Below are 25,196 nucleotides of genomic sequence, written 5' to 3'. Positions count from 1 at the left end.
TAAAAAAAGGAATGATATGGAGATAAAGTACGTTTAATTAGCTAAAAAAAGTATTTTTAGACTGTTGTTACTTTTATAAGAAATTCATTATCTATTGCAAAAAAATCCAAAAACAAAGGAAAATGGAAAGGAGGAGAACTAGATGGAAAAAGCTAAAATTAGTGCTAGTCAGCTTTTTATATTAATGATCTTATTTGAACTAGGCAGCGCTTTGTTAGTTCCTCTTGCAATTGATGCGAAACAAGATGCATGGCTTGCAATTCTACTTGGAATGTTGGTCAGCTTTGTTTTACTGCTGGTCTACCACAGGCTTTACCTCTATTACCCAGATATTTTGCCCACTCAATACATGCAAAAAATTTTAGGTAAAGTATTAGGCAGCATATTAGCCTTTGTTTACATTCTTTACTTTATGTACGACGCTTCAAGGGTTTTGCGTGATTTTGGTGAAATGCTATTGACTTTTGCCTATCCAGATACACCTTTATTTATCGCGAACGCCCTATTAATTCTTGTCATCATTTATACCGTTAGAAAAGGCATTGAGGTCATTGCTCGATCAGGAGAGCTACTTTTTATATTTATGTATGTTCTTGCAATTGGTGGATTCATTCTAATTGTATCTTCTGGATTAATTGATTTTAAAAATTTACAGCCTATTTTGGAAAATGGGTTATCACCGGTCTTAAAAGTGGTATTTACGCAAACTTTATATTTCCCATTTACTGAAGTTATTGTAATTACGATGATTTTGCCTTATTTGAACAATCCTAAGAAGGCAAAAGTGACTATGTTATGTGCAACCGGGTTAAGTGGAATTAATTTGGTTATTACGATGCTCATTAATATTAGTGTGCTCGGTGTTAATCTAACTGCACGTTCCCAATTCCCTCTTCTTAGTACAGTTGAAAGTATCCAGGTGGCCGATTTCTTAGAACGACTTGATGTATTTTTTATGCTTGGTTTAATTATCACTATTTTCTTTAAAATCTGCTTGTTATTTTATGCAGCTGTAATAGGAGCAGCTAATTTATTTCATGTGAAGTCGCCATCAAGGTTATCGTACCCATTTGGGCTAATCATTCTCTTTTTGTCAATTACTATTGCTAGCAATGTTCAAGAACATAACTATGAAGGACTAAAGATGGCAATGTTTGTTGTTCATATTCCTCTCGTAGCAATTATTCCGGTTCTGCTTTTTCTAGTTGCATTCTTGAAAAATAGAAAGAAGCAGAAAGCATAACAGGTTTGTTTACTAATTTTCAGGATAATAAAAAATTCAAACGCCACTAATAATTACGAAACATTAGTTATAAGCGCGAATTCCAATCATGAGAGGTGTTTTTTCTGTATACGTGGTTCTATGATCATTTTATCAATACGATCCTCTTTCCCCTTACATGCATTGTCACAGTATCTATTGCGCTAAGTGTATATGCATACTTTCAATTAAGAAAAAACTAACTATCTTAAGACTCCTTATTTAAAAAATATTCTATCTGCCATTAGTTATTAGTCCCCTGCAAAATACCTTTAAGCTGGCATCAAGACATGTAGGTATACTAGTGTAAACATGTCTTAGAAAACTTGATACTTGTTGACTATAAGTAAATGATAAGACACTTCTTTTTTCTACTTGGTACAATGTAGCTTACAGCGTAAAAAACACTAGCTTAAGGCTAGTGTTTTTTATCTATAGATAGTTACTTATCCAAATCCTATCCGAAGAACGAAAAACCAACGTATAAAACCACAGAAATACCTGCAGCTATCAGTGCTGGAACAAGTTTTGAACGAGCATATTTAACTACATCTATTCCTAAAACTGTACAGGTTGTCACGGTGTTGTCGCTGAGAGGGGACGCAAATGCTCCAAATGTACCACTAGCAAAGACAGCACCAATTGCCATTAAAATGCTTGTATGCGATTGGGTTGCTAATGTTACGCCGAGAGGCATTAAAAGTCCCCATGTTCCCCACGATGAGCCAATAAAATAGGAAATCACGGCTCCTAAGATGAAAAGTGATGGAGCAATAAACATATGAGGTATCCAAGATGTTAAATGAGAAGTAATGTACTTGGAAAATCCTAGATCTTCCGAAACAGCTGTTACAGCCCAAATAAGTGCTAACATAATGATAACGTTAACCAATTCGTTTCCACCCTTCACAAAATGGGTAACAAGGGTGCTAACTGGAAATCGCTGAAAGATAAAAATAGCAAATGCTATGATAATAGCGATTAATAACGAAGTTAACATGACTCCTAACATATCGCTCTTTATAAACGCATTAAAAAAGCCATTTGCTTTGGAATGACCATCCCACCAGCTGAGAAACAGAGTTAACAATAAAAATAAAGCTATAGGGACAATTAAATTCCACGGACGTATTGGCGTATCCTTAATATAGGCACGGTGAGCTGCATCTAAATCTTCTTGCTGATCCGCATGGTTTGGAGTGTTTCGATCAAACATTCCCGTCCTTTCCCCATGAATATCTGGTTCATCAACGATTGTTCCTGCCTCCATGTTAAATGAACTCTTTAAATTGCTTCTTTTAGCATTAAAAACAGTCGTGTGTGGTGGTTTATGTTTTGTATTTTCATTTTGATTAAAAGATTTTGCTTGATGATTCTTTTGGGCGTTCTCCATATGTTCGTCTTCGTTTTCTTTCTCTTTTTTGAAAAAACTGTAATATACGCCCACTAAGATAATGACAATGGAGAAAAAATTAAAAGGTATACTCTTTACATAAACCATGTAAGCTGATTCATGGATTCCAGATGTTTTGAGGGATTGGCCAATAATGGATACCATGTACCCTACAAAAGCCGTTGCAACTGGAATCAAAGCAATAGCTGGGTTTGCGGTAAATTCAATTGCATAAGCGATTCTCTTTTTAGACATACCAAGACGTTTACTTAATGCTTTCATAATCGGAGCAATCGTTACGATACGAAAATCAGGCTCGCTGAATGTACCAAGAGTGGAAACCCATGCAAGGATCATGGCACTCTTTTTTGTTTTTACCTTTTTACTAATTAAATGAACAAATCCTTTAATTCCTCCGGTTAATTTTATAATCCCTACTAGCCCAGCGAATGCATATAGAAAAACAATAATTCGAATATTATTTGTGACAACAATATTGTTAATTAAGTATTTAATTACGTGTTCAGCCCCACCTAATATGTCCGGATAAAGGAGGTAGCTCCCAACTAACAGCCCCACAAATAAACCAGACTGTACTTGTTTGGTCAATATTGAAATTGGAATTACGAGAATAAATGGAATTAGGCACGCCCAAGTTCCTGCCATAAAAACAACACCTCTTTCAAACACTTTTTTTTGTTCTTTTTGAAAAGAGGGTATCTTATGCATTTGAGCAATATCCTTCGAACAAACTACTTAAGAAGCATTGTAGCTCCACTTACAACCTAACGTACTTGTAGACATAGCTACCTTTATGAAAGGTAGCTTTTCATTTTTTAATAAATTGTCATACGTTCTAAAGGGCAAACATACTATTAAAAAAAGAACTCAACACACCTTTCTATGAATTGAGCTAGTAAATGCCCCTAAATTAGACCGTTTAGGGGCATTTACTTTTATATGGGTATGAAAATATTTTAACCGGACCAAAATAGAAAGGACGCTGTGAAGCGTCAGTTTGGTAATTCTCACTGTTGCAAATTGAAAATCGTGAACCAGAAAAAACTACTTGAAAAATCAACTGAACAATTAGATGGAGTGGTTTTTTCTGGTTTTCAATTTACTATGACACAGATACTTCATTTGTATAAGACTCTATTCTCAACACTATATCTAATCTTACCTTTTCGTTACATAACAACCTAGGTTTTGGAGCATGATGCAAATGATCGCATAAGGTCTCAATACGTTATCACCTAAAACTTTTGAGCGAATCTAAGCCAAGAGTTTTCTATCGTTGATGATAAATATGTTTCTTCTTTTTGAATCAAATGTTCTTAAAACGAACAACCTATTAAAGGTTTATTAAAGCTTCAAAATTACACTGTAAAGTATTGATGGTAAGAGACAAAAAAGCATCTTCGAGAGAAGGTGCTTTTTTGGTTGAAAGGAATAGATGACACGTGAAAAAAGCACTCAAATATTTGTTTTTCTTAATTGGTGGAGCTATTTGTATTAGCCTCTTGCTATTTTCCATCTACACCGACCTTACTTACCTTAATGGATACAGCCCTATTCCTGTTGAGAAGTAAAAAGTGCGCGTGCACACATATTTATACTGCGAATAAACTTGTTTTTTGAGTAGAAATGCGTTTTGATGCGTAAACTACCCAAGATGGATGGAATCATCAAAAATAAGATTGCGTTACAAAAGAAACTATCGCAGATGGGGTAGTTTCTTTTGTTTTTGAGACCTATTATTAAATTGAATTTCAATTAAAATAAAACGGATTTCAGGAACACATTACAATCTGCAACACCTGAATTATTCTTTTTTTCCTTTTTTAGCAATGCTGTTATCTATAAAATTAAATGTACCATCAGTTATACGACCCATACCACCACATTTAGGGCATGGTCCAGCAGTATTTCCCAAAAGAGTTATTTCTGATCCCTCTATAGATATTCCTGAAGGGAAAGGGCTTTTACAGTTATCACAAATTGCAGATACCATTGGCATATAATACCCTCCCGTTCTAAAAATGTATAAGCCAGCTATTCAATAAATTACCTTTATGTATAATAGATAAGTCTAGTTACCATTATGATTTTTCTAGGTATCATCATATGCTCTATTGATAGATAATACCTTATTAGCAAATATAAATTATGATATGGTCTGAAGAAAGATTAACAAACGAAGTATGATATAATGACAAGAGCCCTCTGATCGTAAAACGGTTAGAGGTTTTTTCTATTTTAACGAGAAATATATAGTGTTTCCTCCATATAACTAAAAGATAAAGGGAGCCATCTAACATGCAACTTATAACTATTGAGCAACTACATCCCATTAGAGATGCGATTATACAACGTAAAGAAGAGCTTGCTGAAAGAAAAAAACAAAACCTGGCTGTTCTTCATGATGTTTATACAGAATTAACCACCTTTCGACTCGACCTTCTGACTATTTATGCTGACTCTATTCTTGTAGAGAAAGACATTGCTGCTGATATGATTAAGGGATGGGGAGAGACTTTATCTAATCTACTTGTTAATCGCGGACTTCCTTTAGACCTAGCTTTAGATGAAATTAGCTACTACAGAGATATTATTGGAGAGATTATTAAAGACGAAGCAAACGATAAAAGATTCTCTGTTACCATGTTCTATGAAATCATTTCACATTTTAATACCATCGTAGATGATGCTGTCCAGTGGGTCAGTAGATCATACTTACAAGATTACACAAAACAAATAAAACATGCTCAATATGCAATTGATGAGTTATCCGTACCTATCGTCCAAATGACAAAAGAAACAGGTATTCTTCCTCTAGTAGGGGATTTAGATACTCAAAGAGCTCAGATACTGATGGAAAATGCATTATCTAAAGGGAGCGAGTACAAGTTAAAATGGCTCATTATTGATTTATCGGCTGTACCTATTATAGATACGATGGTCGCAGATCAGCTCTTTAAAGTCATTGCAGGATTACAACTAATAGGGGTAAGTGTGGTTTTAAGTGGTATTCGTTCAGAGATTGCCCAGACTATGGTCAATTTAGGAATAACAATTGATCACATTAAAACGTTTGCTAGCTTACATCAAGCTGTTTCTTATACAAATTCTTTTATCCCATCAGTAGGATAAATTATTTATATTAAGTATAAAAGCCAGATACACTAAGCACACTATATAAGATACCATCAGGTGTCATTGGATAAAGTCGTGCGACAAACCAGCCTTTAGGTACTTAAAGGTAGTTTTTTGCGTTTTCTGTAGTTAACATAAACACTCTTATAGGTAGTCATAATAAATAAAAAAGATAAGCCGTTAATTAAGGCTTACCTTTTTATTAACTTTGTAGTTGTTCGTGAGTATCTATTTTCTCCTTTTGTGTAACCTTACGAGGTTCAGGCAGTAACAAGTTTAAAATGCGTGCTCCTGCTAAGATCATAATTGAAACATAAAAAGAAATATTATAACTACCTGTTTCGTTATAAAATAAGCCTGGTAAATAAGCGCCCAATACCGATCCGATTTGATGACTAAGAAATAACCATCCTAAAATAAACCCAATGGAGTATTCTTTAAAATATTGAGTAGCTAGTAATTGAGTTGGAGCTACAGTTGCAAAGTCAACTAATCCAAATAATACTGCAAAAATAAGCAATAATGCAGAATTATGACTGTATAAGAGAATACAAATAGATATTGCCCTCATTCCATATAAAAGGAATAACATTTTGCGACTACTCCAGCGATCAGCCACAATAATACATAGTAAGATACTATAATATTAAAACAAGCAAGTATACTTACCCCAGCACAAGTAACACTTGTTGAGAATCCATGATCATGTGAAAAAGGAAAAAGGTGCGTATCCATTAATCCTGTTGAAATTTATGGTTTAAAATATAAAAAATAGATAAAATTGTTTATTTATTTTGAAACAAATGGTAGAATTATAATCGATTGTAAAAAATGTATATAAAAGGAGTATTTAATTATGAAAAAAATTGTCTCTACATTATTATTATCTGGTTGTCTGATTAGCAGTACAATAGGTGTATCTGCTGCTTCACTAGGAGATGGAAATACTGGAGAAGTAAACCTTGACAACTATAAACAACAATATGAGGCTTGGAAAGATACTCATACAACTGGTACTTTTAAGATTTTCCCAACATCTACTACTACAGATTCTGGATCTTACTCAACTGCCGCAGTTAAAAAGACTGACGCTGGAGGGGGGAAATTCTGGGTTGAATGGGGAGGAGACCGTCACTGGTCTAACTATGAACACGCAAAAAAAACTCATAGGTCAAGTGCATCAAATCATAGAGGTACAAATCGTAGTGATTGGATGCCAAAAGGAGAATTGGCGAATATAGGAATAAAATCATCTCTTTATGGAAATAAAGCAGGGTGGGCAACTAAATAATTAATAAGCCACTAGATGAGTATTAATACTCATCTAGTGGCTTATTAAACTTATTAAAAGGAGTACTATTTTGTGAAAAAGCTGCTTTATACATTGCTAGCATTAGTATTAATATTAGTAAATATATTTAGTTATTCTATATTGAATAATAAACGTTTCTTTGATTTTCTATATAATGATAACCAGGTTGTACATATTAATTATAATGCTTCTATAGCATCTATGAATAATTCAAAATTTATAAATGGTTTAATGAAGTTTTCTAAACAAAACGACGTTAATATCAGTCAGTATACTTTCTTAAGTGATACTGATTTAAATATATATTCTACCAATATAGAAAATGATCCGAAAGTTCAGTTGGTTTCAGGTTCGTTTCCCGTAGGGAGTAAGTACATTTCTAATGAAAATTTAAATCCTTTAAACGCTGAACAATCGGGTGTTTTTGCATTTCCATTATCTAGATTTCAAATTCATATCTATGATATTAAAGAATTTGAGAATGTTGGGCTGAGTAATGATTTTTATATAAGTGGAGCTAATAAAAATATTCTAGATGATTTTATAAAGGAATTTTCTAATTACGGTAAAATATCGAAGGTTGAAAAAGGTATTAACAGTCTAGTTATAATGAATGTACCCTTACTAATGGTAGTAATTCTCTCTTTTATAATCTTCCTTATTGTACTATTCTATTTCCTTATCCAAGATCGAAAGAATATTTTGTTACAGGAACTTTGGGGATATTCAAAGTACTTAGTCCTTTCTTCACTCTTTAAGAAATTTGCGAAATTTTTGTGTATATTCCTAATTTCTTTAATTTTAGGTGGTTTGTTGTTTGTATTACTTTATAACCAATTACATTTCTTAGTTTATTATATATTACTGTTTGTTATAACTAACACATTGACTATAGTTATACTTCTTTCTCTTATATTTTTAGGTGTAATTTTTGTACAAAGATTTAATACTTCAGCTGGAAATATTAGAGGAAAGCTGCCCTTTCAAAGAATACAATGGATATCTTTTATTATAAAGACAGTAATTTCTTTAGTATTATTTGGACTTTTAATAATGTCTCTAGATAATTTTTATTATTTAAAGAGAAAAGTGGATAGTCTACATTATTGGGAACATACACAGAATATATTTAAAGTTGAAGTAGGACCACTTAGCGAGGATATAGATAATAACTTAAAGTTAGATAGAGACTTAAATAATCGCCTTTTTAATTTCTATAAAAAGTTAGAATCTAATAATGATGGCTTTTTAATGAAGTCTAATAATTTTAATGTAGTTAACTATGTGGATAATAAACCTATTTATAGTTATAAATATAATGTAAATGATAAGAAAGAAATTTATTCTCCGCAAGGAAGAAGTGTAACAATAAACAGAAACTATTTGAATGTTAATCCTATAAAAACTATTAATGGAGAAAATGTTACTTCCCAGATAGATGATAGTAAAAATACTCTAAATGTATTAGTACCGATTAAATTCAAAAAGATGGAAAAAACAATTGTGGAATCTTATAAAGAATGGTTCTATTTCCAAAAAGTTGATGTTAATAATATGTATAATAAGGATTTAGGTTATAACTTAAATAAGACATCTATAACTGATCTCAACATTAATATTATATATACTGCAAACAAACAAAATTATTTTACATTTGATAGCAATACTGGTGATAAAAAGAATAATATACAAGATCCATTGGCAATTATATATAACGATACTATAGATACTTCAGCTATAGGTGCATATGCTACAACTTCCCTTTTCTTTTTGGATAATTCAAAAGGACAAGCTTTTGCAAATATTTCACCTTTATTAAATGAAACCAAGGTATCCGAAATACATAGTGTATCATCTATTTATGATGAGAATAAGAATGATATTGTCCAACAGAAATGGCTATTATTTCAGAAAATAGTCAGTTTAATAATCTCTATTATTTCTTCAACAATCTTTTTTATCATTTTTATTTGGTCTTACTATAAATCAAATATTTATCAAATAAATATCAAATATTTGTTTGGATATTCGTACCTGAAAAGAAATAAAACTGTTATACTGCTTGTTTCAATTTCTAATACCTTGTCAGGTTTAATAGTTTATGCTGTTTTTAATCGTCATATTATTTTCGTAATGTTAACGACAGTTTTAATAATAGATATAATTATCATAAGTTTGTTAAGCAATTATCTAGTTAAGAAAAATATTAACAAAGTCTTAAAAGGGGATCATACATGATCATATTAGAAAACGTAAATAAAAAATATGACAATAAGAGTATATTGTCGAATTTTTCACTAAATGTGGATAAAGGTGAGTTCGTCTCGATAATAGGTCCAAGTGGATCTGGTAAAACAACTATTCTAAACTTAATAGGGTTACTAGATAGTCCAGAATCAGGTAACGTTAGGATTGACAAGTATATGAACCCTAATAAAAAGGAAACAGTATATCTAAGACGTTACATTTATGGGTATATATTCCAAAATTATGTATTGATGGAAAATGAAACAGTTTCCAAAAATCTGTTGATTTCAAAAGCTTATAATCAAAATTTCACTCAAGAAATGATGGCCGAAACTCTCGAAAGTGTAGGACTTTCTTCTGCAATTCTAAATAAAAAAGTGTATCAATTAAGTGGTGGGGAACAACAGAGGGTTTCTATAGCACGAGTTATGTTAAAGCCTTGCAAAATTATTCTAGCTGATGAACCAACTGGTAATCTTGATAACTCTAATAAAGATATAATAATTTCCTTATTTCATTATTTTAAAAAAGTAGGAAAGACTATTGTCTGTGTAACTCACGATAAAGAAGTTGCAGGAAATTCCGACAGAATTATAACATTAAATTAATAAGGAGACATAACATGATCAAAATAATGAGTATTTCTTTGCTTAATTGTATTTTAATTCTTTTTACTATTTTAGTGCATAAACTAATTTATAGAGTAATGTTGTGGGACTATGCAAGCTTAACTAAGTATTGGACCCTTTTTATTGTTATATTCTTAATTTTAAACTTAATTACAAACTTTTTATTTCTTAAGCCTAAAAGAAATTAGGTTAATATATATTAACAAAAATTAGATAATTAAAGCAAAAATGTTTCTGTAATATACCTTCTAGAATAGACTGGTTGCAATCTCATTCTAGAGGGCATATATAGAATTAATGAAACAAATTAAAAGTTAAACGAACAATAGTGACAAGACAGTTATCTATTTTAACAATGGACATACCGAAATTATTTAGTACCATCAAAAAAAGAATAATTTTGATAGGTTCAGATAAATCTTCCAATATTCTATCAATGATATTAAATTATAAAGGTGGTTTTTGCAGTGAATAAACCTAATTTGATTTATCAAGATTTAAATAAGGTTAAAATAGATATAGAAAATTATGTTATATATGACCTTACCGCTGAAGAAAAAGACGTTCTCAAAAAGAAAATATTAAAAAAATTAAAGCTATAATGAAATAAAACTCAATTGTAGTAAAAAGGGGGAGCAAAATGTTTTGCCTTTTTGCTCTTCGCTATTTTACAACTAAACCAATAGATAAACACTTCATAATTATTAAACATAAATAATACTTCGAACTAAATCTACTATATTAATCTAACTTCTACTAATACTTTAAAATAGTTTGTGTACCAAAATTGCTGGTAAAGTAATAATATAAAGTCACTTTAAGTAAGCTTAAAGGTCTTAGTTTGTTTATAAAACCTCTAAGAGTTTTCTAAAGTTAAATAAAAAAATTTTATATGTATACGACTCTTTATTTCTATTTTTATACTCCTTTACCCTACTAAAAACCGTCCGTAAAAGTATACGTTTACAAACTCTTCTTGTATATAGGAAAACTATTATTTTCATTGTTCGCTTAAGTTATAAAAACAATTACGAACGTCTTCTGGAATCCATGCACTTTTACGAACGTTTTTAGTAATAAAAAAGGATTCATACCGGTTAAGCGATATGAATCCTTTTGAAACATAGTTATGTACCAATAGGTATTTCTTATAATAAAATTAATCCACCTATTATAAGAACAGCACCAAGCATAATACGGAACCCCGAAGACGACACTGGATCAGTAACTATATCGGATGCTACTGCTAAAAAAACTAAAGTTTTTTTAGTCTTTCCTTTTGTGTTTTTATCTTTTACGATGATTAAAATTCCCGAGACTAATAGATACAAACCAATTAGTAAAACTAATATAGGTATAAAAATTATTTCCACCTGCTCTTATGTATTATAGTGTATTTATTTTCTATGCTTTTTATAACGTACATAGCTCTTTGTGTATGTATAGATAAACCATTAGAAAACATTCAATATTGCTCCAACAATAATAGTAAGAGGTATAAAAATGTTTTTAGCAATAATATTCAACTCCTATTTAAAATACATTTAACAAAGTACCAACTCCTATAGAAGCTAAATAAAAGAAGAAGAAGATAACGGCTAAAAGGTGTTCCTTTGTTTCTCTTGCAAATTTCCATTCCATAAATATATTAAATCCCTGATAAACAATACAAAAAGCAGCTAAAATAATCCACATAGGAACTTGATTATAATAGCTTAGGGAAAATAAAAATATTATGTATAATACAACTTCTATTCTTGAGTGCCACCTGTTTACTTTTTTTCTATAAATATCTGGATCGGTTTCTAAGTGCATCTTTTTTCTTAAGTATTTTTCGACATAATGAGCGATATAAAACGCTACTATAATAAAAATCAAAAATTTGTACATAAATACCTCCTAATATCCAATAATATCATTTTTTTCTATTTTAATTAAATTAATCCACTTACTGTGGAATTAATCATATGATTTAAGGCAGGTTTTATTGAACAGTAAGAAGAGGCTTCACTTGTGAATGAAGACATAGTAGCAATTGAAAGTTATAAAATTGAGTTTTATAAAGATTTAAAATATATGTTACTGGAGAAGATGATGCAATAAAAAAATAACTGTGTGACGAAAAATATGAAAGGGTAAAGAGCCCTTGTATATCAAGAGCTCATATTTTGTACGATTCCGATAATCAAACGCATGTTAACTAAATTAGAAAAGAAAAAAGCCTGGATCTCCTTAGATACAGGCTTTTTCTCAACTCTGTTGTTTAAGTAGAAAAAAGTACTTACTTTAAATTCAAGGTTACTTCCTTATTTAGATATGGAGATGTAAAAGTTACTGTTTGTTCATTTCCTCATTGTGCATCATGAGCTCCTAAAACATTTAAATCGCTCATATCCGTATTTCGTGTCATAACATGAAGAGGTTCTTGATTTATTCGTTTTTTCACCAAAGGGAATTCCGTTTGTTTATAAAAATCATAGTAATGATTAGTTTCTCCAAGACTCCAATTAGAATAACCAATAATAAGTTTTTGGGTATTCTTAGGGGAACTTAGATCATAATAGTCAACTTTATTAGTATAAAAGAACGTGAACCACCCAACGATTGCCATAGGTACAATAAAAAACGGCCCAATTACTCCCCAAAACACTTTAGACTCTTTTGTTTTGCTAACGGTTATAAGGACTATGTATAAATAGATAAAGTGTAGAACAAATATCAGAAAATATATCGAAACCTTTGAAGAGAAAACGTATAGGCTCTTTAGTGCTAAAAGATAAAAGAATAGATCTATAGAAAGAAGGATGATAGCTAACATTTTTAGTATACTCTTATTATTTTTATATTTCATTGACTACGAACCCTCCTCCTTTTAATTTAGAAATGTTAAATATCGCTGCTATTAATATCAAGTGAGTAGCTACGAGGTATATAATTTTGGACTTTTCCAGGTGAGTTAAATAGATCACTCTTACTGAATATCGTAAATCCAACCTCTTCCACATCCACAAATGTATCGACTTTATCTATATCGACATTTTTAAATTCTATAGGTTTATTCCATTGTCTCGAAGGAATTAAATCCTGCTCTACAATACCTTCTCCGTAGAAAATGAATATACTCAGCCCATTATTAACTAATTCTTCTGCTAATCCACTAACATGGCTCAATTTTTCTTCAGAATCAACTTTAATAATAGCACCATCTAATGAATGCTCATAAAAAGGAATTTTATTTTTAATCAATGTTTCTTTTCCATGTCCAGAGAGCATTGAGTCTAAAACAAAAAAAACAGGTAAACCAAACATTTTTCGAACTAAAGAGATGATTAGATCATGATTAATGTCCCTAATCCCTACAGTAATAGATACAAATTTATCTTCTGGAAAGTCAAAACTATCAATTATACTTTGGTCTGAATATTGCACAAAATATTCTTTTTTCAACATTTATCCCCCTTTAGGGTTTAGTCTTTTTGAACTCTTACTATTACGTTATGTAGTAGTTACTTCTGTTAATGTAACAATAAATTCTATGCAAGTGATAGCAATAATCGGGAAAAATTTAGAATTTCCATTGAATAAAGAACGTTTGTTCGTATATAATAGAGAACAAACGTTCTTTATCTAAGGAGTTCTTTCAATGGATTATGCCCAGCTACCAAACAGAGTCATTATATGCATCGACATGAAAGCATTTTTTGCTTCAGTTTCTTCTGTCATACGGGGGTTAGATCCGCTGAAAACAAAGCTTGCGGTGGTAGGAGATATCAAACGGTCTGGATCGGTTGTGTTAGCTGCCACACCTTTATTAAAGAAAAAAGGAATCAAAACAGGAAGTCGTCTTTTCGACATTCCTAAAAGAAAAGATATCCATGTCGTGAATCCATCTATGGAGAGGTATATCAAAGCTTCGAACTATATTTCTAGTTTGGTGTTACAGTATGTGGCTCCTGAAGATTTTCATGCGTACAGCATTGATGAGTTGTTTATTGATGCGACAGCTTCGTTGCATTTATTCGCTAAAACACCAGAAGAATTAGCTCATAAAATCATCAACGAGATTTACCGTAAGACACGGCTGACAGCTACCGCAGGCATCGGTCCCAATCTCTTACTGGCAAAAGTGAGCTTAGATCATGAGGCTAAGAATAGCCCAACAGGAGTTGCTTATTGGCGATATGAGGATATTCCCTTTAAGCTGTGGTCCATTCATCCGATGAAGGATTTCTGGGGAATTTCGTCTGCTACGGAAAGACGCTTACAACGGTTAGGCATTCACACCATCAAAGAACTCGCTCTTTCTTCAAAGGAGATGTTACAAAAAGAATTTGGCATTCTGGGTGAAGAGTTGCATCAACACGCGAATGGGATTGATTACAGTCGCATTTCTGATGTGTACATTCCTAGCTCTCGTTCATTTGGAAAAAGTCAGATTCTATTCCATGATTATACAAACCGAAAAGAAGTGGAGTTATTGCTGTTGGAGCTATTAGACGATGTATGTTTTCGTTTACGCATGCATCAAGTAGTGGCTCAGACTGTTCATTTATCCATTGGTTACAGCAAACGAACAGGTGGAGGCTTCTCAAGACAAAAGAAAATGAGGAGAGCTTCGAATTTAAGCCAAGATATCTTTCCGTATTGTTTAACCATCTTACATACACATGATAGCGGAATGCCGATTCGTTCCATTGGGATTTCCTTGGCGAACACACGCATTCAAGAAGAAGAACAAATGAGCTTATTTGAGGATATTGATCAGCGGGAAAGAGCCTATGCACTTGCAAAAACGATCGATGACATTCGTCTTCGTTATGGAAAGAATAGCGTTCTACGGGCCTCAAGCTATCTCGATCATTCAACGGCTCGTTATCGAAACGGCCTTCTAGGAGGTCATAAAGCATAAAGGAGGAAGCTGCTATGCAGAACAGAGGAATGAAAAAATGGCGACCGTTCGCCACTATGCCAGAGCAATACAAAGGATTACAGGAAATTATAAAAAAACAAGCAGAAATACCACAACCTTTTTTAACAGAAGATCAAATGGAACAGATTAATTTCACTTTGATTGAAGCGCTTCATACACATAAAAAAGTGTACCTGACGTATTACAAGCATGGGCAGTGTATAACAGAAACAGGAGTTATTCAGTTCGTTGATTCTCTAGGAGGATTATTTGTTTTTATAGATGAGGGGGGTAACCAGGCAAATAAAATGAGGTTAAGCGAGCTAATTGATATTCGTTTCATGTAGTAGAAAGTAATAAAACAGTTTATTTACATAAGATTTCCATACATAATTAGTATAAGCTTAAAAAGTACAGAATCATTTTTCATAGATTCATTTAGTGATGTTATATAAGGAGGCCTTTAAAATGAAGCAGGTTTGGCATGAATTTGAACAGTGGTTGAGAATAAATCGTCCAGAAGCAGTAGGAACACTTAACGAAGCAGCTGCTGAATCAGAAATTGCAGCGGTTGAACAAAAGGTGGGACTAACCTTCCCCCAAAACCTTAAAGACTGGTTAATGATACATAATGGACAGAGCGATGAGTATATAGGAGTTATTGAAAATTATACTCTATTACCTCTAGAGGAGATTCTTTATACGTGGCAAACCTTAAAAGAGCTTTTAGACGGAGGAGAATTTGAAGATTTTCCAGAAGTAGAACCTGTTGGACCAGTGAAAAAAGAATTGTGGTGGAACCCGCGTTGGATTTCGATTGCCACGAATGGGGGAGGAGATGATATTTGTATAGACTTGGATCCGGCTGAAGGAGGAAAAGTCGGCCAAATTATCACCTTTTGGCACGATTGGGAACAGCGCGAAGTAATAGCAGACAGCTTAGAAGAATGGGTAATGGCCACGATAAATCATACAGATCATTAAAGGGGAGAAGCAAATGATAAAGCCGGATATAGAGAAAATCTATAAAATTCTTAAAGCACTTCCAGGTACGTCGGTGAAAGTAGAATTTGAAGATGAAGTGGGAGAAATTCTTTCTACTCCTTATTATATCTATCTTAAAAGCGAGTTTTTAGATGGACAATTAGGCTATAGAGAAGATCTAGAAGCCAATTTCCTTATAGGGAATCAAGAAGGAGATTGGCAAGAAAGCTGGTTTGTCATAGGGTATGATGAAGAAATCGGCGGTGACCCGCTTTTTATTGATATAGCGAATGAAGATTATCCAGTTTTCACAGCTGAACATGGTATGGGTGAATGGGACGCTTTAGAAATATATGATTCTCTGAAAGAGTTTGTAGAAGGTGTTACTTAATTGTGGGTTAGTTAAATACTTACCGAAAAGGCAGTTACTCCAAAAGAGTAACTGCCTTTTTTTCATTAGCAGTCATCAAATTTTCAAATTGACTTAGTACTTCTATACCTAATTCTGTAATCTCTGTTCCTTGTTTTCTCTTTCCGACTTTAATACAGTTAACCTTATTTAACATAGATAACCGATGCCTCAATTGTGAATCAGAAAGAAAATGGGGGAGCATTTCTTGTATAACTCCTCTTCCTATACTTAAGCCCTTTTTTTTACAAACCTTTAGTATTTTTAGTATAGATTTATAATCTTCTATGAACTTTCCATTTTTTAAAAAGAGAAGAGCTTCTTCAATCTCCGAAAATGAATCATTTGCTAAATTAGAAGTAGAAGTCCTTTGTGATGTCAAAATTTGATCTGGCAAGTGATTTTTAGTTACTGTATTACCTTCGACGATAACTATTAAATAGCGAATGAAATTTTCGAGTTCACGTATATTGCCTGGCCAATTATAATTTATTAAAAAATTTTTAACAATTGAATCGAATGTTAAACATTTTTTATTTAGCTTAAAAAAGAAATCTATTAATATGAATAAATCCTCTTTTCTTTCTCGAAGTGGCGGAATGTTTAGTGGTAAGACGTTGAGTCGAAAATATAAATCTTCTCGAAACGTACCTTCCTTAATCATTTCCTGTAAGTTTTTATTGGTTGCAGCAATTACTCGTACATTAATTGGTATAACTTTATGACCGCCTACACGCATTACCTGTCGTTCCTGAAGGACTCGTAAAAGGGATGCTTGAATACTTAAAGAGGCGTCTCCAATTTCGTCCATAAAAATAGTTCCATTATGAGCTAATTCAAACAATCCCATTTTGCCTTCCTTTTTAGCACCTGTAAATGCTCCACCCTCATAACCAAACAATTCACTTTCGATTAAAGTCTCGGTTAATCCTGCAAAGTTTACTGCTACAAACGGTCCATCTTTTCTTTCAGAATCATTATGTATAGCTTGGGCAAAGACTTCTTTTCCTGTCCCATTCTCTCCAGTAATTAAAACTGTATAGTCACTTTGAGCTAAACGATTTGCTTTCTGTTTGGCGGATACAATTAAATGGCTATTTCCAATAATATTATCAAATGAGTATTTAGTTGTTAGACCCAGTTCTGTACTTTTTCGTCTAATTTCTTGTTCCATTCTTTGAACTCTCGTAACATCTTGAAACGTAATGACCAGTCCTGTAAGTTTTTGATTAACGGTTAAGGGGACTTTTGACACTAGCAACGATCGGTTATTTATTTGAAATATGCTATTTAGTTGTTCTTTCTGCTCGTTTAAATTTTCACTTATCTGAAAATTAGGTATAACCTCATTGTAATGCTTTCCAATATAATTTATAGAAGGGAGTTGTAGAATTCGATGAGCATCTTCATTAATTAATGTAATGAATCCTTTTTCATCTAGTCCTATAATTCCTTCGTGCACTGCATTTAAAACAGATTCTAATTTCTGCGTTAACTCTTTCTCATTCTGAATAGATAATGATAAATTCCTTCCCATTTTCACAAAATCCCTAAAGAATTCTGCTGTATAAAAATGAGCATTTTCTAAAGATAGATTTAAAAGACGAGCAATATCGAGCATAGTGGTTAAATCGATCGGTCGGTTCTCTAAATCAATGATTTTTTTAATATGACTAGGAACTAACTCAACTTGTCCAAGTGTAATTGCTAGCTCGATATTGTGAGTCTCTTTGGCATTTGTAACTCCTGGAACATAAGGAATTAATGTTAAATGACCAAACCCAAACGCATGCAGAAGGTCAATAGAATCCCTAACATTCTGTATATAATTAGTAACCAATAAAATTTTTGTTTGAGGAGCCAAATCTAGAAGTTGCTCTAACTTCGCAATTCGGATAGATCGTCTAGCAAGCATAACAGGAATGCTCGGTTTCAGGACTTTAATAGTATCTTCAAGCACTGGGCTTGATAATACAACCAAATCTGCTTTATTGATCCTCTCCTTATTTAATTTTAGAGATTCATAACATGTCTCAATACGAATTTTTGATCCAAAAAACATCCTTAGATTTTCCTCAAACGTTTTGCATACTTTTTTACTGATAGTCACCAGAAGTATAGTAGGTTTTTTCATTCTTTTCTCCTTACCCCACGGTTGCATTTTGCTCTTATTCTATCAGATTTTAAATGGAATTAAAAAGGACCCCATTTTATTAATACACCAATCGTTAAAAAGATAGCAGCCAATACAGCCCAGATGACAGTTAAAGGAATCATAAATCTCAGCCATTTACCATATGAGATACCACTAGTAGCCAATATAGCCATTAAAACCCCTGATGTTGGATTAATACAGTTTACTACTCCCTCACCAAACAAAACGGACTGTACGGCTACTTGACGGGTAATGTGTAACAAATCTGCAAGCGGTACTAGTATTGGCATTAACATCGTTGATTCACCAGAGCCAGATGAAATTAAAAAGTGAATAGCGGCACTACCTATGAACATACCTAACGTTCCAGTAACTGGCGAAAGGGGCGCTAAAAGAGTTGAAAGGCCATGAACAATTGTATCTAAAAGTTGGCCTTGCTCAAGCAAAATAATGACTGCGCGTGCCATTCCTACAATTAAAGCTCCATATACAAGTTTTTGACATCCATCCATGAATGTTTTAGCAATATCATTAACTTTCATACGAGAAATAATCCCTGCACCTATAGCAATAAAAATAAACAAGCCTGCCATCTCGTTTTCAGTCCATTTAAAGATAAGTGTGCAGATAATGAATGCTAATAGAGAACCTCCTGAAAATAATAAAACAATTTTGTGTTGCAATGTTAATTTCTCTGTTTTTATTTCGTTCTCGTTTATACCTAAAGAATTAGGAAAACGTTCTAAACCCAAAATACTTTGGCTAATATCCTTCTTGATTTTACGTGCATACCAATAGATATAACATATGGTACACAATAGAAAAGTTAGATAAATCACAATACGAAAACTCATCCCAGATAACAAAGGAAGCTCCGCAATTCGTTGGGATAACCCTAAGGTTTGTGGACTTATTAATGAAACATTCCATCCTGCATACGTACCAAGATAGATAAGAGATACACCAAAAATGGCATCTAATTTTAATTTACGCGCAATCATTACTCCTATTGGAATAAAAGCTATAACAGAATTAACAATGATACCTGTGGTGCCTAGTATAGAAAACATTAAACAAATAGGAATGATAAGAAGAAGAACTCTTCCTTTACATAAATTTATAACATTACGAATAAATGTATCAATGGCTCCGGTTTTATCAATAACAGCTAGTGCGCCACCTGTAAATAAAATAAGGAAAATTAAGGGCGCTCCAGCTACCATTCCAGCTTGAATAGCTGTAAAAATCTCAAGGAAATTAACAGGAGTGGACTTAACCAAGTGATAGCTTCCAGGAACGGTCATGGTAATGTCACCTTTTTTTACTCGATCAAATACTCCAGATGGAACAAGGTACGTAGCAATAGTGCAGAAGATTAAAATATAAAATAAAAGGACATAGGCGTCAGGTTTAAATAACTTACGTTTAATAGGTTTATGGACTGTTTTTTCAGCTGTAGATTGCATAAATATAAATCCCCCTTCAATTTAACTTGTACACAGTTCAGAAAAATGCTCGCTCCTCTCTAATGATTTTAATTATTCAGAATTTTAAACCCCTGAAAATTTTTGTTACTTTACACACTTACAATAAATGCAAAAAGCATGCCAAATACTTAAACCCCTAAATTAAGCCTTTAAAGTATTTTACATTAAAAGAATAGAATTTATAGGATCATTTATAGGTTATTAACCAGACAAAAAACATCCTATAAAAAGAAAGTAAATTAAAAATATACAAATTTACTAAGAAAACAAAGTTGGCAAGGTTCTTGCATTGGTATTAATTGAGGCCGCGTACGGCTCACCAAACAGATATTGTAGAGCTCAGAGGAGGAATTATATTGGGTAAGCTGTTAACACCGCAAACTATTCATAGTTATTTAGAAGAACATGAACAAGCTATGCTAGATGATTTAATTAAATTTGTAAAAAAAGAATCGCCTTCACGTAATAAAAAGTTAGTAGACGAATGTGGTGCATATTTAACTGACCTGTTCCAATACCGATTAGATGTGGAACACTATGAAGTAATAAAAGAAGATAAAGTGGGAAATCACATGAAGTTTACAATGGGAAAAGGAGAACAACAAATTTTAATTATAGGACACTTTGATACGGTTTGGGAGAAAGGTAGACTTAAACTTAAAAAAGAAGGAAACAAGTTGTTTGGCCCTGGAATCTTGGATATGAAAGGGGGAATTATTCAATCTCTATGGGCAATAAAAGCAATTCAAGAATTGCAGCTTCCTCTTAATAAAAAAATTGTTTTTCTTTGCAACTCCGATGAAGAAATTGGTTCGATTGCCTCTAAAAAATATATTGAAGAGGAAGCTAAAAAAAGTGAAGCCGTGCTCGTTGCTGAGCCTGCTGTGGCTGGTTCAGGAGCCTTAAAAACTTCTCGTAAAGGGGCAGGGATTTTCAACTTAAAAATATGGGGACGTGCAGCTCATGCCGGTAATCATCATGAAGACGGTGTAAATGCGATTGAAGAATTAGCTAAACAAGTAATAGTACTACAAAGATTAACTGACTATCAAAAAGGGACAACTGTTAATGTGGGAACAATTACTGGAGGAAGTGGAATAAACGTGGTTCCCGAATACGCAGAAGCAAATATTGATTTGCGTGTCTCGACAGAAGAAGAGGCAAAAAGAGTGACGGACATCATTTTAAACTTAAAACCACTTTCAAAAGGAATCAAACTTGAAGTAACTGGCGGGATGAATCGACCTCCTATGGTCAAAACTGAACAAACAAAGGAACTATTCGAATGTGCTCAATCTATTGCTAACGAATTAGATATAGCGTTAACAGAGGAAGCTGTTGGAGGGGGCAGTGATGGAAATTTCACCGCCGCGATAGGTACTCCTACACTGGATGGTTTAGGTGCTTGTGGTAAAGGAATTCATGCTGCGCATGAACATATACAAATTGATAAGCTAGCTGAACGTTCATCTTTATTGGCTAATTTATTGTTGAAAATATAAGGATTACACTACAATTTAATCATTTTAGCCAAACGGAAAAACAGTACGCCGGGCGTGAAAATGAAAAAGTTCAGTTACAATTAAAACTCTATGAGCGCAGCAGTAGTATATAAAAACGCAATATTCTCTAGTAAACAAAGAATGTTTAATTAAAACAAATATATTATTTTAAGTAAATATACTTTAAAAAAGCACTCCTGTGAGTGCTTTTTCACTTTGCCTTAAGGAACAATTCTAAAAACAATCATTTTATGTATAGGTACTTCCACACTCTCCATGTGCAAAAAACTGGAAAAAACTCTCTCTAATAATTTATAATAATAGAGAACTATGTCGAATCCTAAATATTGGAGAGATTACTATATGAGAAGAATATTTCCTTTTATAATTTTTACCATTTATTGCATTCCATATGTTTATCTATCTATACGAAAAGATTTTGAAGATGATTCAAAAATAAACTATATAATCATGGCCATGGTTACAGTCGTACTATCTTATCTAAGCGGGCTGATTAGAGCAGATTTGTCACTTATTTTAGGAAATATCGTTTCTTTTAGTACTTCATATTTTTATAACGCGTTAAGACTTCCTGATCCAAAATGGGAAAAATACTTTTCGCCTGTTACTTCGGTTGAGCAAATCGTACTCATAAGCCTTGCGGCGCTTGTACTGCAGATGATTGTTTATACAGTTGCTAGAAAGCGAGCGAAGAGATACATTCGTAACGCTATGGTTTCAAAATAGCAAAAAAGAGAGTTAGTCATTTGATGGGCCAGACTCTTCAGATGACTAGCTGAAAGAAGGGGTAAAAAGAAATTCATTCTGTATGAGAAGATAAAGCGATTAAAAACATTGAAAAAAATTCTCTTGCAGTCAAACGAGGAGGGAAGAATAGAAGCGTTATTAGGCATATACTTACCTGCTTTAAACAGGATACGAATCAATTAGGTAAGCTATTTATTACAACTTTTAAATATGTAACCGCAAACAAAAAGGTATGTACTTCTCTTCCTACTTTAATTATACCACATAAAAAAATGCCGATATAGACTGTTTATTCTCATTTACTGCTGGTAAAATCAATAAAACATTACCGGTTAGGAGAGATGTTGAATGAACTCTTTAGTTCTTAGCTTTCAAGAAATAAAAGATACACAGCTTTCACTTGTTGGAGGAAAAGCTTTAAATTTAGGCGCGTTATCAAAAATTCAAGGAATACAAGTACCGGAAGGATTTTGTGTGACAGCGGCCGGGTATCAAAAAGCTCTTGAACAAAATGAAACATTTCAAGCGTTACTGAACCAGCTGACGATTCTAAATGCTGATGATCGAGATCAAATTGGTGAAATCAGCGAAAAAATTCGCCAAACCATTATGGAAATAAAAATTCCTTCTGACGTTGTAAAAGCAGTTATTCATTCTCTCTCTCAGTTTGGGGAAGAGCATGCTTATGCAGTTCGTTCAAGTGCGACAGCTGAAGATCTGCCACATGCTTCTTTTGCTGGTCAGCATGACACCTATTTAAATATCAGAGGCAAAGAAGCCATCCTTGAGCACATTAGCAAATGCTGGGCTTCCCTGTTTACAAATCGCGCGGTAACCTACCGTATAAAAAATGGATTTGACCATAGTCAAGTGCACGCATCGGTTATTGTTCAACGAATGGTTTTCCCGCAGGCTTCAGGTATTTTATTTACCGCTGACCCAATTACTTCTAACCGAAAGCTGTTATCCATTGATGCAGGATTTGGACTTGGAGAAGCGCTGGTGTCTGGTTTCGTATCTGCCGATTGCTATAAAGTACAAGAAGGAGAAATCGTCGATAAAAAAATAGCAGCTAAAAAGGTAGCTATCTACGGATTAAAAGAAGGTGGAACAGAAACCAAGGAAGTTCATTTTGATCTGCAAAAAACGCAAGCGCTCACTGACTCTCAAATTTTACAATTAGAACGTGTTGGAAGACAGCTTGAAGCTTATTTTGATTGTCCTCAAGATATTGAATGGTGCTTGGCTGATGATACATTTTACATTGTCCAAAGTCGCCCAATCACTACTTTATATCCAATTCCTGAAGCAGCTGATCAAGAAAATCACGTGTATGTATCTGTTGGACACCAACAAATGATGACCGATGCCATGAAACCACTGGGATTGTCTTTTTTTCTGTTAACGACTAATGCACCGATGCGTACAGCCGGTGGAAGGTTGTTTGTTGATGTCACCCCTATGCTGGCTTCACCTGACAGCAGAAAAATGATGTTAGGTGCCATGGGACAGCATGATCCGCTCATGAAAGACGCACTTACAAGCATAATAGAGCGAGGAGATTTCATAAAATTTTTATCTAATGATCAAAGTTCCGGTAAAAGCAATAAAAGCGTGCCGCCTACGAAACCTAAGGTACAAATCGAAAACGACTTTACAATCGTTTTTGACTTGATCAAGAAGAATCAAGCTTCAATAGAAGAGCTAAAACAAACCATCCAAACGAAGTCAGGGTCGGAATTAGTCGATTTTATTTCAGAAGATATCGGGACATTAAAGAAGATTTTATTTGATCCACAAAGTACAGCTGTGTTTATGGCCGCTATGGATGCTTCATCATGGATTAATGAAAAAATGGAGACATGGTTAGGTGAAAAAAACGCAGCAGACGCGCTTTCTCAATCCGTCCCAAACAATATTACTTCAGAAATGGGTCTGGCGCTATTGGATGTCGCAGATGTAATTCGCCCTTATCCAGAAGTCATTCATTATTTAAAACATGTAAAAGGTGATAACTTTTCGGAGAACCTGGTTAAGTTAGAAGGCGGACAGGAAACCCGAGACGCTATCTATGATTATCTCAGCAAATACGGAATGCGATGTCCCGGCGAAATTGATATTACGAAAACTCGGTGGAGCGAAAAGCCAGCTGCACTTATCCCTGTGATTCTTGGTAATATTAAAAACTTTGAGGCTAACGCCAGCAAACAAAAATTTGAAAAAGGTTTGCAGGAAGCCTTTAAAAAAGAGAAAGAGCTATTAAGTCGATTAAAGCAATTGCCCGATGGCGAACAAAAAGCAAAAGAAACAAAAGAAAGAATTGATCTCCTCCGAAATTTTATCGGTTATCGTGAATATCCCAAATACGGGATGATTAACCGTTATTTTGTTTATAAGCAGGCTCTCCTGAAAGAAGCCGCTCTGCTAGTAAAAGCCCGCGTTATTGATGAATCAGAAGATATATACTATTTGACGTTTGAAGAACTTCAAGGAGTTGTACGCACACGTAAACTAGATTACCAAATCATCAGTAAACGAAAAGAAGAGTACAAATTATATGAAAAGCTAACACCTCCGCGTGTGATTACGTCTCAGGGTGAAATTATTACAGGTGCGTACAAACGAGAAAACCTCCCGCCCCAAGCAATTGTAGGTTTACCGGTTTCTTCCGGAGTGATAGAAGGGCGCGCGCGCGTCATTTTAAACATGGAAAAAGCTAATCTATCAGATGGAGATATATTAGTCACTTCCTTTACTGACCCTAGCTGGACCCCGTTATTCGTAGGAATAAAGGGGCTTGTTACGGAAGTTGGGGGATTGATGACTCACGGCGCAGTCATTGCCCGCGAATACGGATTGCCAGCGGTTGTTGGAGTAGAGAATGCTACTCGGCTAATAAAAGACGGTCAGCGAATTCGCGTACATGGAACAGAAGGGTATATTGAAATACTGTAAAAGCCAAAAATACTTGCACTATTTTATCT

The 25,196-nt window shown here is 33.5% G+C and carries 21 protein-coding genes and 1 pseudogene; 14 read left to right on the top strand and 8 right to left on the bottom strand.

Features of this window, described 5'->3' with window-relative positions:
- Window positions 1-142 precede the first annotated feature (142 nt).
- Complete coding sequence (locus SCI76_RS05260) at window positions 143-1,243, top strand: GerAB/ArcD/ProY family transporter (protein WP_063247038.1); 1,101 nt, start codon at window positions 143-145, stop codon at window positions 1,241-1,243.
- Window positions 1,244-1,718: 475 nt separating this feature from the next.
- On the opposite strand, the gene SCI76_RS05255 is transcribed toward SCI76_RS05260, so the two are convergent.
- Complete coding sequence (locus tag SCI76_RS05255) at window positions 1,719-3,320, bottom strand: Na+/H+ antiporter NhaC family protein (protein ID WP_063247059.1); 1,602 nt, start codon at window positions 3,318-3,320, stop codon at window positions 1,719-1,721.
- A 1,159-nt stretch (window positions 3,321-4,479) separates the two neighbouring features.
- On the bottom strand, window positions 4,480-4,674 hold the full coding sequence (locus tag SCI76_RS05250; RefSeq protein ID WP_063247039.1) for a hypothetical protein: 195 nt from the start codon (window positions 4,672-4,674) through the stop codon (window positions 4,480-4,482).
- A 299-nt stretch (window positions 4,675-4,973) separates the two neighbouring features.
- Between SCI76_RS05250 and SCI76_RS05245 the strand changes: the two genes are divergently transcribed.
- Entirely contained in the window at window positions 4,974-5,807 is an 834-nt protein-coding gene (locus SCI76_RS05245; protein WP_063247040.1) for an STAS domain-containing protein, read from the top strand.
- A 205-nt stretch (window positions 5,808-6,012) separates the two neighbouring features.
- Here SCI76_RS05245 and SCI76_RS05240 read toward each other — a convergent pair.
- Window positions 6,013-6,557, bottom strand: a pseudogene (locus SCI76_RS05240) (MFS transporter); the annotation flags it as partial.
- 109 nt (window positions 6,558-6,666) lie between these two features.
- Between SCI76_RS05240 and SCI76_RS05235 the strand changes: the two are divergent.
- The 5 genes from SCI76_RS05235 to SCI76_RS05215 all read left to right on the top strand — a co-directional run bounded on the left by SCI76_RS05235 (window position 6,667) and on the right by SCI76_RS05215 (window position 10,600).
- Window positions 6,667-7,101: a lactococcin 972 family bacteriocin gene (locus tag SCI76_RS05235; protein ID WP_243494498.1), complete on the top strand. Its 435-nt coding sequence runs from the start codon at window positions 6,667-6,669 to the stop codon at window positions 7,099-7,101.
- Between the two features lie 72 nt (window positions 7,102-7,173).
- Window positions 7,174-9,360, top strand: coding sequence for a DUF1430 domain-containing protein (locus SCI76_RS05230; RefSeq protein ID WP_328174771.1), 2,187 nt, complete (start codon window positions 7,174-7,176; stop codon window positions 9,358-9,360).
- Window positions 9,357-9,977 (top strand): ATP-binding cassette domain-containing protein, encoded by a 621-nt coding sequence (locus SCI76_RS05225; protein WP_243494501.1) that lies wholly within the window; start codon window positions 9,357-9,359, stop codon window positions 9,975-9,977. The genes SCI76_RS05230 and SCI76_RS05225 overlap by 4 nt, the downstream gene beginning before the upstream one ends.
- 14 nt (window positions 9,978-9,991) lie before the next feature.
- Entirely contained in the window at window positions 9,992-10,186 is a 195-nt protein-coding gene (locus SCI76_RS05220) for a bacteriocin-like WGxF protein (RefSeq protein ID WP_407545083.1), read from the top strand.
- Between the two features lie 279 nt (window positions 10,187-10,465).
- Window positions 10,466-10,600: a hypothetical protein gene (locus SCI76_RS05215; protein ID WP_328174772.1), complete on the top strand. Its 135-nt coding sequence runs from the start codon at window positions 10,466-10,468 to the stop codon at window positions 10,598-10,600.
- Between the two features lie 931 nt (window positions 10,601-11,531).
- Here the strand turns inward: SCI76_RS05215 and SCI76_RS05210 are convergent.
- The 3 genes from SCI76_RS05210 to SCI76_RS05200 all read right to left on the bottom strand — a co-directional run bounded on the left by SCI76_RS05210 (window position 11,532) and on the right by SCI76_RS05200 (window position 13,448).
- Window positions 11,532-11,888 carry a DUF4181 domain-containing protein gene (locus SCI76_RS05210; protein ID WP_048021439.1) on the bottom strand — a complete coding sequence of 119 codons (357 nt, stop codon included), beginning with the start codon at window positions 11,886-11,888 and terminating at the stop codon, window positions 11,532-11,534.
- A gap of 460 nt (window positions 11,889-12,348) precedes the next feature.
- Window positions 12,349-12,849 carry a hypothetical protein gene (locus SCI76_RS05205; protein WP_407545082.1) on the bottom strand — a complete coding sequence of 167 codons (501 nt, stop codon included), beginning with the start codon at window positions 12,847-12,849 and terminating at the stop codon, window positions 12,349-12,351.
- Between the two features lie 35 nt (window positions 12,850-12,884).
- The gene (locus SCI76_RS05200; protein WP_230684700.1) at window positions 12,885-13,448 is read right to left on the bottom strand and encodes a hypothetical protein; all 564 of its coding nucleotides are present in this window, start codon (window positions 13,446-13,448) and stop codon (window positions 12,885-12,887) included.
- 193 nt (window positions 13,449-13,641) lie between these two features.
- On the opposite strand from SCI76_RS05200, the gene SCI76_RS05195 reads away from it, so the two are divergent.
- The 4 genes from SCI76_RS05195 to SCI76_RS05180 all read left to right on the top strand — a co-directional run bounded on the left by SCI76_RS05195 (window position 13,642) and on the right by SCI76_RS05180 (window position 16,282).
- Complete coding sequence (locus tag SCI76_RS05195; RefSeq protein WP_048021437.1) at window positions 13,642-14,907, top strand: DNA polymerase thumb domain-containing protein; 1,266 nt, start codon at window positions 13,642-13,644, stop codon at window positions 14,905-14,907.
- A gap of 14 nt (window positions 14,908-14,921) precedes the next feature.
- The gene (locus SCI76_RS05190; protein ID WP_048021435.1) at window positions 14,922-15,254 is read left to right on the top strand and encodes a YolD-like family protein; all 333 of its coding nucleotides are present in this window, start codon (window positions 14,922-14,924) and stop codon (window positions 15,252-15,254) included.
- A gap of 121 nt (window positions 15,255-15,375) precedes the next feature.
- Complete coding sequence (locus tag SCI76_RS05185; protein WP_048021433.1) at window positions 15,376-15,891, top strand: SMI1/KNR4 family protein; 516 nt, start codon at window positions 15,376-15,378, stop codon at window positions 15,889-15,891.
- Between the two features lie 13 nt (window positions 15,892-15,904).
- Window positions 15,905-16,282, top strand: coding sequence for an SMI1/KNR4 family protein (locus SCI76_RS05180; RefSeq protein ID WP_394557064.1), 378 nt, complete (start codon window positions 15,905-15,907; stop codon window positions 16,280-16,282).
- A 34-nt stretch (window positions 16,283-16,316) separates the two neighbouring features.
- On the opposite strand, the gene SCI76_RS05175 is transcribed toward SCI76_RS05180, so the two are convergent.
- The gene (locus SCI76_RS05175) at window positions 16,317-18,434 is read right to left on the bottom strand and encodes a sigma-54 interaction domain-containing protein (protein WP_394557065.1); all 2,118 of its coding nucleotides are present in this window, start codon (window positions 18,432-18,434) and stop codon (window positions 16,317-16,319) included.
- Between the two features lie 59 nt (window positions 18,435-18,493).
- Window positions 18,494-19,921, bottom strand: coding sequence for a YfcC family protein (locus tag SCI76_RS05170; RefSeq protein WP_407545081.1), 1,428 nt, complete (start codon window positions 19,919-19,921; stop codon window positions 18,494-18,496).
- 377 nt (window positions 19,922-20,298) lie between these two features.
- Between SCI76_RS05170 and SCI76_RS05165 the strand changes: the two genes are divergently transcribed.
- From SCI76_RS05165 to ppsA, 3 genes are all read left to right on the top strand, one after another.
- Window positions 20,299-21,444: a M20 family metallopeptidase gene (locus SCI76_RS05165; protein ID WP_394557067.1), complete on the top strand. Its 1,146-nt coding sequence runs from the start codon at window positions 20,299-20,301 to the stop codon at window positions 21,442-21,444.
- A gap of 363 nt (window positions 21,445-21,807) precedes the next feature.
- Complete coding sequence (locus tag SCI76_RS05160; protein WP_028413758.1) at window positions 21,808-22,191, top strand: hypothetical protein; 384 nt, start codon at window positions 21,808-21,810, stop codon at window positions 22,189-22,191.
- 369 nt (window positions 22,192-22,560) lie between these two features.
- The gene (gene ppsA / locus SCI76_RS05155) at window positions 22,561-25,167 is read left to right on the top strand and encodes a phosphoenolpyruvate synthase (RefSeq protein WP_394557068.1); all 2,607 of its coding nucleotides are present in this window, start codon (window positions 22,561-22,563) and stop codon (window positions 25,165-25,167) included.
- Window positions 25,168-25,196 lie beyond the last annotated feature (29 nt).

This window comes from Priestia sp. HNGD-A6 (assembly GCF_045784335.1).
Classification (GTDB): Bacteria; Bacillota; Bacilli; order Bacillales; family Bacillaceae_H; genus Priestia; species Priestia zanthoxyli.
Note: the sequence above shows the minus strand (reverse complement) of the source record. Positions and strands in the feature narration are given on the sequence as shown.